The sequence below is a fragment of the Streptomyces sp. SID11385 genome (assembly GCF_010548245.1).
In the GTDB taxonomy this organism is placed as follows: domain Bacteria; phylum Actinomycetota; class Actinomycetes; order Streptomycetales; family Streptomycetaceae; genus Streptomyces.
In genome coordinates this window covers 45,067-59,082 of the sequence record NZ_JAAGLR010000377.1, presented here as the reverse complement: position 1 = coordinate 59,082, position 14,016 = coordinate 45,067, and the positions used below count along the sequence as shown (strand labels likewise).

The following is a 14,016-nucleotide window of genomic DNA, read 5'->3' as shown; positions in this document are numbered from 1 at the left end:
GGCCCGCGCCAACTGGTCCGCGACCGTCTCGTCCGGTGCGACGGTGGCCTCCCCGAGATGCCAGGCACGGCGTTCGGGCTGCTCGCCGAGGACGTCGGCGAGCGCCTGGTGCGCCCGGCGGCGGTCGGCCGCCGTCGCCTGTGCCACCACGGCGGAACCGACCAGCGGGTGCGGGAAGGCGAGCCGCCGCGGCCCCGTGGAGAGGTGGACGAGCCGGTCGCGCTCGGCCGGACCGAGATCGTCGACGCCCGCGCGGCCGGCCAGGGCGGCCTCGACCGTCGCCAGGTCGCCCGTGCCGTCGAGCGCCGCGACAAGGAGCAGTTCCCGGGTGGGGGCGGGCAGATGGGCGACCCGGTCGGCGAAGAGTTTGTGGAGCCGTTCGCCCAGCGGCAGCACGGAGGGCAGCGCGGCCCGCGCCGCCCGCTGATCGGTGTCGAGAGCGGCGGGCAGCTCCGCCAGGGCGAGCGGATTGCCCTGCGCCTCCGCGGCGATACGACGGCGCACACTCGGGGAGATACCGGGATACGTGTGGGCCACCAGCTCCGCCGCCGCGGCGTCGTCGAGCGGGCGCAGCCGGTACTCCTTGATGCCGCTGGCCTCGAAGACGCTGTCCGTGACGAGCCGGGACGCGGCGAGGAAACCGACGCGGCTGCCGACGAGCCGCCGGGCGACGAAACCGAGCACCGCGATCGTCGTCCGGTCCAGCCAGGGGATGTCGTCGACGACGACGAGCAGCGGCGTGTCCGCGGCGATCAGCCGCAGCAGCAGCAAGGTCGCCGTCGAGACCAGCAGGGGACCCGGCGGTGGGCCGCTCCCGATGCCCACCGCGACGCGCAACGCGTCCCGGTGGCCGGGACCGAGCCGCTCGAAGGAGTCGAAGAGAGGGACGAGAAGCTGGTTGAGGCCCGCGTACGGGATGTCCGCCTCGAACTCCACGCCGTTCGCCCGCAGGACGCGGGTGCCCGCCCGCACCGACTCGGCGGCCAGCGCGTCGAGCAGCGCGGTCTTGCCGACCCCGGCCTCGCCCGACAGCAGCAGGGCCGCGCCGTGGACGGGGGAGCCGGTGAAGTGGGACCTGAGGAACGCGAGGTCCCTCTCCCGCCCGATCAACCGGTCCGGGTTGTTGCGGACCGGTCGGTCCAGGACGTTCATCGGGTTCCTTCCCGGCCGCGGCCTGCGGTCGTCACCGTACACCGGCCCTGCCCCGGCCCGGGCCGCCGGTTTCAGCCGTCCGCCTCGGCCGCGACAGAGGCGAGCGCCGCCTCGTACAGCTCGCGGATGCTGCCGCGGGAACCGAGTTCGAGACGGCGGAAGACCCAGTCGACGGGATGGCAGTCGCGCTGTCCCGGAAGGCGTACCGCGAGCGGGACCACGCGCAGGGCGTCCGTCGTGTGCTGCCACGAGCCGCCGACGTGCCGGATCACGACCTCGCCGACGTAACAGCCGAAGGCGACGAGGGAGTCCGCCATCTCGCCGCTCGTGGCGCCCTCCGCGCGGAAACCGTCGACGATGTCCTCGATCACACCGATGCTCGCCGGACTGTAGTCCAGCTCGGCACCGCTGATGTCGGCCGCCATCTCGATGATGTCGGCCGCGAACCGGGCCGCTTCGCCGGGGTCCGGCGAGTGGTTCACGTGCAGCTGCATGTTCGTCCTCGGGCTCTCGCCGTCCGTGGTGTCGAGGCCAGCCGGACCCGGGCCGGCCTGTCTGTGGACCGGAGCATGTGGTCACCGACGTGCCGTGGTGCACAACAGCATGTGGCCACCGAGGTGCCGTGGCGCACGACACACACCATACGGTGTGTCCCGCCGGGCGGTCTGCCCCGCTGCGCGCCCGACGCTGGCCCGACCTGTGACGATGCCGTCCGCGAGGCGCACACGTTTCTCCGCCCGGGGCGGCGGCACGTGGGAGCGCTTCCGCGTCCCCGGCTCAGGTGGTGTCGTTCGCGTCGAGGGCGTCGCGCAGCGCGGCACGGGAGGTGATGCCCAGTTTGGGGTAGATCTGGTAGAGGTGGGTGCCGACGGTCCGGTGGGACAGGAGAAGCCGCTCCGCGATCTGCTTGTTGGTCAGTCCGCGCGCCGCCAGCGTCGCCACCTCCCGTTCCTGAGCCGTCAGCGCCACCCGCCCCGGCTTCGCGGCCGCCGCCCCGTTCTGGCCCCCGGCACGCAGCTCGGCGGCGGCGCGGGCCGCCCACGGGGTGGCGCCGAGCCCTTCGAACACCTCCAGCGCGGCCGACAGTTCCGCCCGCGCCTCCGAGGTCGCCCGCAGCCGGCGCAGCCGCTCCCCCTGGAGCAGACGCACCCGCGCGTGGTCGAAAGGCCAGCGCTCGGGCCGGTCCTCCGCCAGCGCCAGGGCGAACAGGTCCGCACCCGGCCTCCCCGGTGTGACGAGGGCTTCGGCGGCCCGCACGAGAAGGCGCAGGCGCGGGGAGAGGGCGCCCATGGCCGAGGCGCGCATCGCGGCGACGTGTGCGGCGGCCTCGGCGTCCCGGCCCGTACGCACGGCCGCCTCCACGAGGTCCAGCGCACCCCACAGCGCGTGCGGGACGTACGGGGCGAGCGTCCCCGGCGCACTCAGCTCGGCCCCGTACCGGTACGCGGTCTCGAAGTCGCCCCCGCCGAGGGCGGCCAGCGCCCTGGCGTGGCAGGCGAAGAAGCGCGCGCCGTGCGCGCCGCGCGGCGCCGACCACCGGATGATCCGCTGGGTCAGCGCCGTGCTCGACGCCGTGTCGCCCCGTACCGCCGACACGATGGCCTGGACGTACTGGAAGTACCAGGCGTAGAAGCCGTAGTCGTGCGTCTCGCACAGGGCGACGCCCTCGGCGGCGAGCCGTGCGGCCTCGTCCCAGCGGCCCAGGTGGAAGTGGTCGAGCGCCAGGTGCATCAGGGCGCCGAGGTGGCGGCGTACCGGGGCGGAACCGGAGCGGCCCTGCTCGACCAGGCGCCAGGAGGCGGCCCGCGTGTCCGGCAGCCGGTCCGGGTAGACCGACGCGGTGCCGGCACGGACGACCCGGGTCGGATCGGTGCCCACCGAGGCGAGGAGCCGTTCCAGGCGCGGCAGCGCGGCAGGACCCGTACGCGCCGGGTCGCCGAAGGTCCGCGCGCACACCCACAGCAGCTCGGGCGGCTCGGGGCGGAGCCGGTCCAGTGCCCGGAGCAGCGGGTGCCACAGCCGCGGCTCGCCCCCGTACCAGCACAGCAGGAGCAGCGTGTGCAGGGCCTCGATCAGCGCGTCGTTGCCCGCCTCCCAGCCGTGATCCCCCTCCTCGATCGCGCCGACGAGCAGCCGGTGCGCGGTCTCGATGTCGCCGTCCTTGTTGATCAGCAGGAACGCCGAGGCGGCCGCCGCGTGCAGCGATTCCCGCCCCGCCGCGTCCGCGAGCCTGGCGCCCGCGAGCAGCCGGGACGCGTCCTCCAACTCGCCCCCGGCGTCGGCCCCGATGTACGCGGCCTCGGCCAGCCGCCGGCTCTTGTCCGCGGCGGCGGGACTGAGCCCGGCGGCGCGGGTGAGCGCGGTCACCGCGCCGAGCGCGTCCCCGCGCCGGGAACGGTGACGCGCGGCCTCCTCCAGCAGCGCGGCGACGTCCTCGTCCGGCCCCGCCGCGGCCTCCCCGAGATGCCAGGCCCGGCGCTCCGGCTTGTCGCGCAGGACCTCGGCGAGCGCCCGGTGTGCCCTGCGGCATTCCGCGAGGGACGCATGGTGCACCACCGCCGCGCCGATCAGGGGGTGCCGGAAGGAGAGCGAGCGCGCGTCGGGGGAGAGGGACACGAGACGGTCGCGTTCGGCCGGGCCGAGGTCGGCGAGAGTGGCCCGGCCCGTGGCGGCTGCCTCGACGGTGGCGAGGTCCCCGGTCGCCTCCAGGGCCGCGAGCAGGAGCAGTTCGCGGGCGGCGGCGGGGAGGGCGGCGACGCGCGAGGCGAAGACGGCCCGCAAGCGTTGCGTGAGCGGCAGGACGGCGGGCACGGCCGTGAGCGACACCCGCTGCCGGTCCGTCAGCGCCTCGGGCAACTCCACGAGTGCCAGCGGGTTGCCGCGCGCCTCGGCCACGATCCGGCGCCGTACGGCGGGGGAGACCCCGGGATGGACCTGGCTGAGGAGGGCGGCCGAGGACTGCTCGTCCAGGGGGCGCAGCCGGTACTCGGTGAGGCCGCCGGACTCGAAGAAGCTGTCCGCGCCGCTGCGGCTCGCCGTCAGCAGTCCCACGTTGCTGCCGACGAGCCGCCGCGCGACGAAACCGAGGACGGCGGTCGTCGCCCGGTCCAGCCAGGGCAGGTCGTCCACGACGAGCAGCAACCTGGAGCGCGCGGCGGCGCGCAGCAGGAGCAGGACGGCGGTAGAGGTCAGCAGCCGGTCGGGCGGCGGGCCTTCGCCGATGCCGACCGCGACGCTCAGCGCGTCGCGGTGCAGGGGGTCCAGGTCCTGGAAGGAGCCGAAGAGCGGGAGGAGCAGCTGGTTGAGTCCCGCGTAGCTGATGTCCGCCTCGAACTGCACGCCGGCGGCCCGCAGTACGCGTACGCCGCGGCCCTCCGCCGAGTCGGCCACCGCGTCGAGCAGGGCGCTCTTGCCCACCCCCGCCTCGCCGGTCAGGAGCAGGGCGGCGCCTCGGACGACGGAGTCGTCGAGGAAGGACCGGACGAGTTCCAGGTCGGCTTCGCGGCCGACCAGGAGCGTGGAAGCGGGGTGTCGCGGACAGTCCACTCCGTCCATCGTGCTGCCTCCCACGGCCATGGCGCGAGAGAAGCGCGACGCCCTGCCCCGCCCTTCGACATGCCGACTCGACCCCTCACCTTAAGCGATCGGCCGCTCGCGCAAGTCACCCGCGCGGGCGGGCGATCGCTCGGCGGCCGACCGCGGGGGAGCGGTGCGAGGGGCCCGGCGGGGGTGGGCGCGGCCGGTCCCGGGGGCAGGGACCGGGCGCGGCTCGTCAGAGGGGGTGTACGGGGGCGCGATGTGCGGGCGAGGAGTGGCGGCCGGAGCGGCGTACGTCAGGAGGCGTGTGTCAGGAGGCGTACGTCAGAAGTGGTCCACGTCGACCACGGCCTGGGCGAAGGCCGTCGGCGCCTCCTGCGGGACGTTGTGCCCGATGTTGAGCGCGCGGTGCTCGTACTTCCCGGTGAAGTGGTCGCGGTAGCCCTTGCCGTCGCCGGGCTGTGCGGTGAAGGGGTCGAGGAGGGGATCGATGGTGAGCGTCGGCACCCCGATGGCGGGACCCTTCTCCAGCGCGCTCTCGTAACGGTCGTAGCGTCGCTCGCCCTCTTCGAGGCCGAGCCGCCAGCGGTAGTTGTGGATGACGATGGCGGCGTAGTCCGGGTTCTCGAAGGCCGCGGCCGTGCGCGCGAACGTGGCGTCGTCGAAATCCCAGGACGGCGAGACGAGGTCCCAGACGAGCCGGGTCAGTTCCGGGCGGTGCTCGTCGCTCTCCATGGCCGTCTTGCCGCGCTCGGTGGCGAAGTAGTACTGGTACCACCACGTGTGCTCGTCGGCTGCCTTGATCGGCTGGAGCTGCGTCTTCCGGTTGGTGATGAGGTAACCGCTCACCGAGACGAGGGCCTTGACGCGGTCGGGCCACAGGGCGGCCAGGATGTCGCCCGTGCGCGAGCCCCAGTCGAAGCCCGCGATCACGGCCCGGGGGATCTTCAGGGCGTCCATCAGCGCGATGATGTCGAGCGCGATCACCGACTGCTGGGCGTTGCGGAACGTCCGGGCCGACAGGAAGGACGTCGTGCCGTGGCCGCGCAGGTACGGGACGATGACGCGGTAGCCCTGCTCCGCGAGGAGCGGGGCCACGTCGACGTAGCTGTGGATGTCGTACGGCCAGCCGTGCAGACAGATCACCACCGGCCCCCGCGCGGGCCCCAGCTCCGCGTAGCCGACGTTCAGCAGTCCGGCCTTGACCTGCTTGAGCGCGGGGAAGGAGGTGTGCGTACCAGGTGTGATCGTCGGTACGACGGGTGTCTTGCCGGTGTGTCGCGGGGTCGCCGCGGCCGAGACACCCGGCAGGCCGGTCAGGGAGACGGCGGCCGCCCCCGTGCCCAGCCCGACCGCCTTGTTGAAGTTGCGCCTGCTGATCATCTGAAACCCTCCGTACGCTGCGATGTCGTGGCCGGCGAGACGCGCGGCCCTGTGCTGTCGGTCCTACTCTTCCCGCCGCCCCGGCGCGGTACATCAGTCAGATGACGGTCATACGTGACGCTGCCGGCCCACAGGTGTGTCCGCGAAGCGTGCCGTGGCGTTCCCGCACGGTTCGTCGCCGCGTCACGGGTGTACAGGCGCCCCTTCCTGACGGCGTGTGTCCTCCGCCTGGACCCGGTGACTGGACCGGGCCGATGCCGTCGATCGACCGTCAACTGACGGATGTGAAGGCGCCCACCGGATCGACATTCTGCCGTTGAACATACGTGAACCCCCTTTCGTCATCACTATCTTGACAGGTGATGCGAGGGCTGGCAATTTAGTCACCGCCTGAACAGGTGACGGCGGATGGTGTGCTGAGCGCACCACTGGCGAAAGGAACTGTCGTGAAGAAGATCAAGGGCGCGGGCGAGCGGAAGACACTGCGGGGAGCCGGCGCGGTCGCGACGGCGGGCCTCGTGATCGGGGCCCTCGCCCTGGCCGGCACCGCCCGTGCCGACGCGCCCGCCAAGAGCGCCGCGCACCCGCCCGAGCCCAAGCCCACCGTCGTCCTGGAACACGGCGCGTTCGCGGACGCCTCCAGCTGGAACGGCGTCATCTCCCGGCTGCGCGCCGACGGATACCCCGTCGTCGCCGCCGCCGACCCGCTGCGCGGCCCGCACAGCGACGCCACCTCGCTGCGCGCCCTGCTCGGCCACATCAAGGGACCGAAGATCCTCGTCGGCCACTCGTACGGCGGCTCCGTCATCAGCGAGGCCGCCGCGTACGACACCGGCGTCAAGGCCCTCGTCTACGTCGCCGCCTTCCTGCCCGCCCCCGGCGAATCCGCCCTGGAACTGACGAACAAGTTCCCCGGTTCCACTCTCCCCGACGCCCTCGACCCGGTGAACACCACCAACCCCGACGGCAGCCAGGGCACCGACCTCTACATCCAGCAGGACAAGTTCCGCCACCAGTTCGCCGCGGACGTCCCCCGGGACGAGGCCGCCCTCGCGGCCGCCGGCCAGCGGCCCGTCGCGCAGTCCGCGCTGGAGGAGAAGGCCACCGTCGCCGCCTGGAAGACCATCCCGAGCTGGGACGTCGTCACGACCCGGGACCTCAACATCCCCGCCGCCGCCCAGCGCTTCATGGCCGCGCGGGCCCACTCCCACGTGACGGAGGTCGCCGCCTCCCACTCCGTCGCCGTCTCCCGTCCCGCCGTCGTCACCCGCGTCATCGAGGACGCGGCCCGCACCACCCGCTGACCGGTCCCGACCCGCCCCGAAAGCGAGAGCACAGCCATGGACCTGAAACTCGAAGTAGTCGTCCTCCCCGTCTCCGACGTCGACAAGGCCAAGGAGTTCTACCTCGGAACGCTCGGCTTCCGCGCCGACGCCGACTTCCCGATCGAGGAGGGATACCGCATCGTCCAGGCGACGCCCCCCGGCTCCGCCGCCTCGGTCATCTTCGGCGAGGGCCTGACCAGCGCCCCGGCCGGCTCCGCGCGGGGGCTCCACCTGATCGTGACCGACATCGAGAAGGCGATCGGCGAACTGACCGCACGCGGCGTCGACGTCGACGGCCCCTTCCACGACGCCACGGGCGCCTTCCACCACGCCGACGGCACCCACCGCGTGCCGGGCCTGGCCCCCGGCCGCCCCAGCTACGGCACCTTCGCCTCCTTCGCCGACCCCGACGGCAACGAATGGCTCCTCCAGGAAGTCACCGAACGGGCCCCCGGCCGCTGAGAACGACGTGGGCGGCACCGCGGTCCAGCGCGGCGCCGCCCACGCGGCGCGGTTCCGGGCGGGCACGCCCCTCCTCGGCGCCCTGCCCCCGGAGCCGATCAGCCCTTGCGTACGCCTTCGAGGAAGCGACCCGCCATGTCGACGCGCTCCTCCAGGGTCGCGGGCGTCTGGCCGAGATCGATGAACAGCTCGTGCACCCCGGCTTCCGCGGCGGCGCGCGCGTAATCGACGTACTGGCCGAGCGTGCCCGCGCCCGGTACCTGCTCCGGATCGGCCTTCGACGCGGTCAGGGTGGGATTCACCCGCAGCGCCATGCGCAGTTTCTCCGGATCGCGGCCCGCCCGGCTCGCCTCCTCGACGACGGACTGCCACCCGCGCAGGAGAGCGGGCAGCGGCATGGCCACGGGCAGCCACCCGGCGGCCCGCCTGCCCACGCGGCGCAGACCGGCGGGCGTGAACGCGGCGAGCAGCACCGGAGGCCCGGACCGCTGCTCGGGCTTGAGCCCCACGACGGTCTCGGGCACCGTGAACAGCCGTCCCCGGTGCGCGAATTCCTCGCTCGCCCAGTACGCCTCCAGGATGTCGAGGGTCTCCTCCAGCCGCGCGCCGCGCCCCTCCCACGGCACGCCCACCGCCGTGTACTCGTCGGGCATCCAGCCGAGGCCGAGGCCGACGTCCAGACGTCCGTGACTGAGCACGTCGAGGGTGGTCAGCGACCGGGCGAGCATGATCGGCGCGTGCCACAGGCCGTTGAGCGTGCTCGTGCCCAGCCGGACCCGGCTGGTGTGCGCGGCGGCGAAGGCGAGGCTGGTCAGCGGGTCCATGTGGTTCTCGTACGTACGGGGCATCGCCCCGTCCCCGCTCGGGTAGGGCGCGCTGGGGGAACGGGGGGCCAGTACGCGGTCGCCGGTCCACAAGGAGTCGTAGCCCAGCTCCTCCGCCACCCGGCTGACGTGGACGATGCCCTCGGTGTGGGCGTCGGTACCGAAGGTGGGGAGGGCCAGGCCCAGCAGCATGTTCGCGTCCTTTGGGGTGGGTGCCGGTGGAGTGAGCACCGGTCGGGGTGTGTGCGGTGCCATCGACTGTACGTGTGCGGAAGCGGCGGCACACCGGTGTGTGCTTGTTCCGTTGGGCGCGCACGCGGGGTTCGTGGTGCTCTTCAGCCGGGTCCCGCACCGGGTGGAGGGCCGGCGCAGCGCACCGCCACGCCTCTGTCGTCACCGTATTGACCGGTTACTTCATGAGGTGCACACTGAAACCCGCAGGCACCTCGGACACGATCCCCGCGAGGAGTGGACGATGACCACCACCAGCACCACCCCACCGCTCGGCGAGAACGACGGGCTCAGCACCACTGCCGTCGCTACCCGCGCCGATGCCGGACCCGCCGTCGATCCCTGTGCCGCCGCTCGGCAGGCACGGTTCGGCGCGCTTCCGGAACGTGTGCGTGCCGATCAGACGCGGCAGGAGGTGCGGGTTGCGCCGGTCGGGGACGTGCTCCGCGCGGACCGCTTCGGTGCGGACGGCTCGTGGAGCCCGTACTCGTGTCTCGTCCTGGACCTGGGGCTGTGACGGACCCGGGGGAGCGGCCCCGCTCGCGCACGGCGGAGAGCGGGGCCGCCGCAGAAGCCCAGGGCGGTCGTCCCGGGAGTGACCACCAGGTGTGGAGGTACGCCCCCGCGCCCCCGTTGGCCATGGTGCCCTCGGCGCCGATGCCGATGCCCGAAGTGTCGCCGTTGAACCAGACGGTGCCCATGCACGTATGACCCGTGTCCACTCTCTCCGACTGAACCCCGGGCCGTACGGCCCACGTTGTAGAGGTATGACACTTGTGACCACTCCCTTCGGTATGCGTGCCACCGCCACCGAAGTCCTCGAAGGAACCGACCTGACCGGCCGCCGGGCCCTCGTGACCGGCGGCGCCTCCGGACTCGGCACGGAGACCGTGCGCGCCCTCGCGGCGGCGGGCGCGCACGTGACCGTCGCGACCCGCGACCCCCGCGCCGCCGACGGGCTCGTGGCGGAGTTCCCGCAGGTCCGGGCCGAGGCCTTGGACCTCGCCGACCCCGACTCCGTCCGCGCGTTCTGCGCGGCATGGAGCGGCCCGCTCGACATGCTGGTCGCCAACGCCGGCGTGATGATGCTCCCGGACCGCCGGTTCAACGCCCAGGGCTGGGAAACCCAGCTCGCCACCAACTACCTCGGCCACTTCAGCCTCGCCCTGGGGCTGCTCCCCGCGCTGCGGGAGGCCGACCGCGCCCGCGTCGTGACCCTCAGCTCCGGCGCCCACCTCCGCGCCCCGTTCGACTTCGACGACCCGCACTTCGAGCGGCGTCCCTACGACGCGTTCACCGCCTACGCCCGGTCCAAGACCGCCGACGTGCTCCTCGCCGTCGGCATCCAGCGCCGCTGGGCCGAGTACGGCATCACCGCCAACGCCTGCGCGCCCGGCTGGATCCACACCAACCTGACCCGCCATCTCGACCAGGCCACGATGCGAGCATTCGGCGCCATGGACGAGCACGGCGAACTGGTCACCCCGGACTACTACAAGACCCCGGAGCAGGGCGCCGCCACCACCGTCCTGCTGGCCGCCTCCCCGCTGCTCGACGGCATCGGCGGCCGCTACTTCGAGGACAACCAGGAGTCCCCCGTCGTCGACGGAGGCCCCGAGCCGATGGCAGGCGTCGCCCGCTGGTCGATCGACCCGGTCGCCGCCGACCGGCTGTGGGAGTACGCCCAGCCGGTGGCCCTCGGCGCACTCAGCTGACGACGAGCGGGGGCCGATCCGGACATCCGGATCGGCCCCCGCACCGCGTTCGCCGACGTCTCAGCCGATGGCCGCGGCCAGCCGCTCCGCGATCTCGCCGGGGGAGGGCGCCGCGGCGACCTGTCCGGCCGCCCGTCGCGCGTTGTCGCGGTACTCCGGGTTGCCGAGCGCCTCCCGCACGGCCTCGGCCACGGCCTCGGGCGCGGCCGGTGGCATCACCGCGACGCCGGTACGCGACGCCGCCACCGCCCCGGCCTGCACGAACTGATCCGCGCCCTGCGGCACGACGACGAGCGGCACACCCCGCGACAGGGTGCCCATGGTGGTCCCGGCGCCGCCGTGGGTGACGACGAGGTCGATGCCGCCGAGCAGGTCGGCGAGCGGCGTGAAGCCGACGATCTCGACGCCGCCGGAGACGTCCTCGTAGTCGGCGGCCGTCGCGGTCAGCCCCACGGCGACGACCAGATCGGCGTGGGCGGAGAGCGCCGCGACGAGCGGGCGCAGCACGGCGGGCTCGGTGAAGTGCGTACCGAAGGAGACCAGCACCCTGGGGCGGTCACCGGTCGGCACGAAGGTCGCCGCCTTCGGCGCCCCGGCCCCGCGGTGCGCCTCGGCCCGGATCGGCAGGTGTCCCGGCGGGGGCTCCCAGCCGGGGGCCTGGAGCAGGGCGGGGCACGGGTCGAGGTTCCAGGTGGGTGCCGGCACCGTCAACCCGCGCTCTTTGTACCGCAGTTCGGCGACGTCGTCGAAGACGCTGGTGAACTCCACGGGGATCGCGGGGCCGAGCGCCAGCTTGGCGTAGGGCACGTCGAGAACCGCGGCGACCAGGGGTCCCACGTAGTCGGTTCCCTCCACGACGACGAGGTCGGGCCCGAACGCGCGGGCAGCGGCGACGGCTTCGTCACCGGTCGTATTGATGCGGGCACTGGCGAACAGCTCGGCGGCGGCAGCGGGGCTCGGCTGGGTCGGGTCGCTCACACCCGCCAGTCGCGCCGCCTCCGCCAGGAGCACATCTATCTCGGGCCCCACCGGCAGGTGGGTGAAGCCCTCGTCGGCGAACAGGGAGGCGAAACCGGCGGAGGTGAGGAACGCGACCTCGTCCCCCCGGTCCCGGAAAGCGCGAGCGAGAGGCAACTCCGGCAGGAGGTGGCCGTGTTGCGGAGTACTGGAGAAGAGAACACGCATGCGCAGGAGCTTAACTCATCACACGTATCAACATGTCCACGAGGGTGTGCACACCTGCCCCCGGTTCGGTTGTGCCGTCTTCGCCGACTCCAGGCATCGATGGACCCGGCGCGTGGTGCCGGGAGACGCGACGCGCTCTCGGCACCACGCCGGCCTCAGGCGGTGGGGTGCGCGCGGACGAAGTCGCGGACGGCGGCCGCGAAGGTCTCCGGCTCCTCCACGTGGCCCAGGTGGCCGCTGTGTTCGAGGACCACCAGCCGAGAGTCGGGGATGAGTTCGTCCATCTCGTACGACCAGCGCGGTCCGCAGATCACGTCGTGGCGGCCCACCACCACCAGAGCCGGAACAGCCAGCCCCTTGAGCGCGGCGCGGTCGTCGACGACCTCCGGGCGCAGGTCCTCGTCGAGCCCGGAGACGTACCCCGCGCGTACTCCCTCGCGCAGCGGGGCGTAGCGCTCCTCGTTGCCCCAGTAGTCCGCGAAGTAGGAGGGGAGGACGCCTCGGGCGACGGCCAGCGTGGAGGCGTCGTCGTGGAGGGCGGACATCGACGCGAAGGCGTCCAGCACGCCGGGCAGGCCCGGGTGACCCGCGTACTTCCGCGCGAACTCCGCCACGCGCAGGGAGGCTTCGGCGCCGTGCTCGGGCCCTGTCATCGGCGCGCCCTCGTACAGCACCACCCCGGAAAGGCGCTCGGGCCGCCGCAGGGCGTGATGCGCGGCGACGAAGGCGCCGTGGGAGTGGCCGAGCAGGTGGACCGAGGGCACCTCCAGGCGGTTGATGAGCACCTGGAGGAAGAGGCTGTAGCGCTCCCGCGTGTAGCCGTGCGGGTGGGAGGGGAGACGGCCGGACGCGCCGGTGCCGATCGGTTCGACGTACACCATGGTCAGGTGCCGCTCCAGGAGCGGCATCCGCAGGTACTCCCAGTGGATGCCGGGGCCCCCGGAGTGGGCCACGCACACCGGGCCGGTGCCGTGCACGTGGTAGCGCTGCGCGATGCCGCCGAGCTCGAAGGAGTGGGTGCCCGGGGCGAGAGGCCCGTGAGCCCCGCCGGCCGGGGGAGTGGGGGAGGTGAAGAACGTCATGGTGTCACTCCGCTGAGGGGAAAGGGTCGCTGACACCGGCATGACGTCGCCGCGCGGCGAAAGTGCGATCCAGCGGGTGTGATCCACGCCACCTTTCGCTCACCGGGTGGGCGAGTCTCCTCGTGGCCTGGAGACGCCTCCCGGCATGCGCGTACGCGGGCAGCCACGCGGACACATACCTCGGGCCTCATCCGTGATACGTGTGATTGATCGGCGGCGGCGCATCGGATACGCTGCGCGGCGATGGGGGAACGTGGTGTCCTCGGCAACGTGCGGGCGCACTGGGCGTGCCCTGTCCGCCGTTCGCCCCGCCGTACCGCCGACCCGCCCGCCGTCCCGTCGCCATCCCCGTGTTCTGCCGCGTCGGTCGGCAAGTCAAATGACGTACCCGCTTACGTACGCCTCCCGTCCGCCAGGGCTCCCCACCTGCGGAGCAGGCCCGCGCCGACGCCCGCGGAGGGCTTCGGAGCCCACGGAGCAGCGGACGACGTATTCCCGCTCCCGGTCAAGTGACTGATGGCTTCCCCCTTCCGCATCGACCACAGTCGTAGCGATGACGTCGCTTTGCCGAAGGGAAAACTGTCATGGACGGCGAACAGTCCGGCCACGGGATACGCCAGACGCCGGCTGATGAGGGCAGGCCCGCTCTCGACCTGGTCATCCTCCGGGTGCTGGACGGCGGTACCCGTCGGCCGCTGTGGGCGTCGTTCCGCTTCGACCCCTCCGTACCGATGCTCGTGTCTTTGACGCTCAGGCCCCCGCGGGGCCCCGGCGTGACCTGGCGCATCGGACGGGAACTGCTGTGCCACGGGCTCTACGACGAGAGCGGCGAAGGCGACGTGCGCGTATGGGCGGCGCCGGGGGAGAAGGGGAGGGCGGCATGGATGCGGCTGGAGTCCAGGCAGTCCAGCGCCCTGCTCGAACTGCCGGTCCGGGCGCTGTCGCAGTGGCTCGACGCCACGTACGTCCGCGTGCCCGCGCACGCGGAGGGACGAGCCCTCGACTGGGACGGCTTCCTGACCTCGCTGTGCGACGAGCTCGCCGAACCCACGGACTGACCAGGGAACGCGCCGAGCCCACGGGCTGCCCGGGGAAGCGGGGGCATTGCGTATTCTTCAGT

Annotated in this window: 12 protein-coding genes; 5 read left to right on the top strand and 7 right to left on the bottom strand. The window is 73.0% G+C overall.

Annotated elements, in window-relative coordinates; genetic code table 11:
• The 4 genes from G3I42_RS11345 to G3I42_RS11330 form a co-directional block, all read right to left on the bottom strand.
• A partial coding sequence (locus tag G3I42_RS11345) for an AAA family ATPase (RefSeq protein WP_164285012.1) occupies positions 1-1,152 on the bottom strand: 1,152 nt, incomplete at its 3' end.
• A 71-nt stretch (positions 1,153-1,223) separates the two neighbouring features.
• Complete coding sequence (locus G3I42_RS11340; protein WP_164285010.1) at positions 1,224-1,646, bottom strand: hypothetical protein; 423 nt, start codon at positions 1,644-1,646, stop codon at positions 1,224-1,226.
• Between the two features lie 283 nt (positions 1,647-1,929).
• On the bottom strand, positions 1,930-4,707 hold the full coding sequence (locus G3I42_RS11335; RefSeq protein ID WP_164285018.1) for a LuxR family transcriptional regulator: 2,778 nt from the start codon (positions 4,705-4,707) through the stop codon (positions 1,930-1,932).
• A 306-nt stretch (positions 4,708-5,013) separates the two neighbouring features.
• Positions 5,014-6,072, bottom strand: coding sequence for an alpha/beta hydrolase (locus G3I42_RS11330; protein ID WP_164285008.1), 1,059 nt, complete (start codon positions 6,070-6,072; stop codon positions 5,014-5,016).
• 446 nt (positions 6,073-6,518) lie between these two features.
• Here G3I42_RS11330 and G3I42_RS11325 point away from each other — a divergent pair, with 446 nt between their 5' ends.
• Both G3I42_RS11325 and G3I42_RS11320 read left to right on the top strand, forming a co-directional pair.
• Positions 6,519-7,376, top strand: a complete 858-nt coding sequence (locus G3I42_RS11325) for an alpha/beta hydrolase (RefSeq protein WP_164285006.1) — start codon at positions 6,519-6,521, stop codon at positions 7,374-7,376.
• Between the two features lie 36 nt (positions 7,377-7,412).
• Entirely contained in the window at positions 7,413-7,859 is a 447-nt protein-coding gene (locus G3I42_RS11320) for a VOC family protein (protein WP_164285004.1), read from the top strand.
• A gap of 98 nt (positions 7,860-7,957) precedes the next feature.
• Here G3I42_RS11320 and G3I42_RS11315 read toward each other — a convergent pair whose 3' ends face one another.
• Positions 7,958-8,875, bottom strand: coding sequence for a TIGR03619 family F420-dependent LLM class oxidoreductase (locus G3I42_RS11315; protein ID WP_164285002.1), 918 nt, complete (start codon positions 8,873-8,875; stop codon positions 7,958-7,960).
• A 283-nt stretch (positions 8,876-9,158) separates the two neighbouring features.
• On the opposite strand from G3I42_RS11315, the gene G3I42_RS11310 reads away from it, so the two are divergent.
• Complete coding sequence (locus G3I42_RS11310) at positions 9,159-9,431, top strand: hypothetical protein (RefSeq protein WP_164284925.1); 273 nt, start codon at positions 9,159-9,161, stop codon at positions 9,429-9,431.
• Positions 9,432-9,681: 250 nt separating this feature from the next.
• The gene (locus tag G3I42_RS11305) at positions 9,682-10,629 is read left to right on the top strand and encodes an SDR family NAD(P)-dependent oxidoreductase (protein WP_164285001.1); all 948 of its coding nucleotides are present in this window, start codon (positions 9,682-9,684) and stop codon (positions 10,627-10,629) included.
• A gap of 60 nt (positions 10,630-10,689) precedes the next feature.
• Here G3I42_RS11305 and G3I42_RS11300 read toward each other — a convergent pair whose 3' ends face one another.
• Positions 10,690-11,814, bottom strand: a complete 1,125-nt coding sequence (locus G3I42_RS11300) for a glycosyltransferase (protein WP_164284999.1) — start codon at positions 11,812-11,814, stop codon at positions 10,690-10,692.
• Between the two features lie 155 nt (positions 11,815-11,969).
• Positions 11,970-12,896, bottom strand: a complete 927-nt coding sequence (locus G3I42_RS11295; protein WP_164284997.1) for an alpha/beta hydrolase — start codon at positions 12,894-12,896, stop codon at positions 11,970-11,972.
• A gap of 584 nt (positions 12,897-13,480) precedes the next feature.
• Here G3I42_RS11295 and G3I42_RS11290 point away from each other — a divergent pair.
• Positions 13,481-13,954 (top strand): SsgA family sporulation/cell division regulator, encoded by a 474-nt coding sequence (locus tag G3I42_RS11290; RefSeq protein WP_239096389.1) that lies wholly within the window; start codon positions 13,481-13,483, stop codon positions 13,952-13,954.
• The last annotated feature ends 62 nt before the right edge of the window (positions 13,955-14,016 follow it).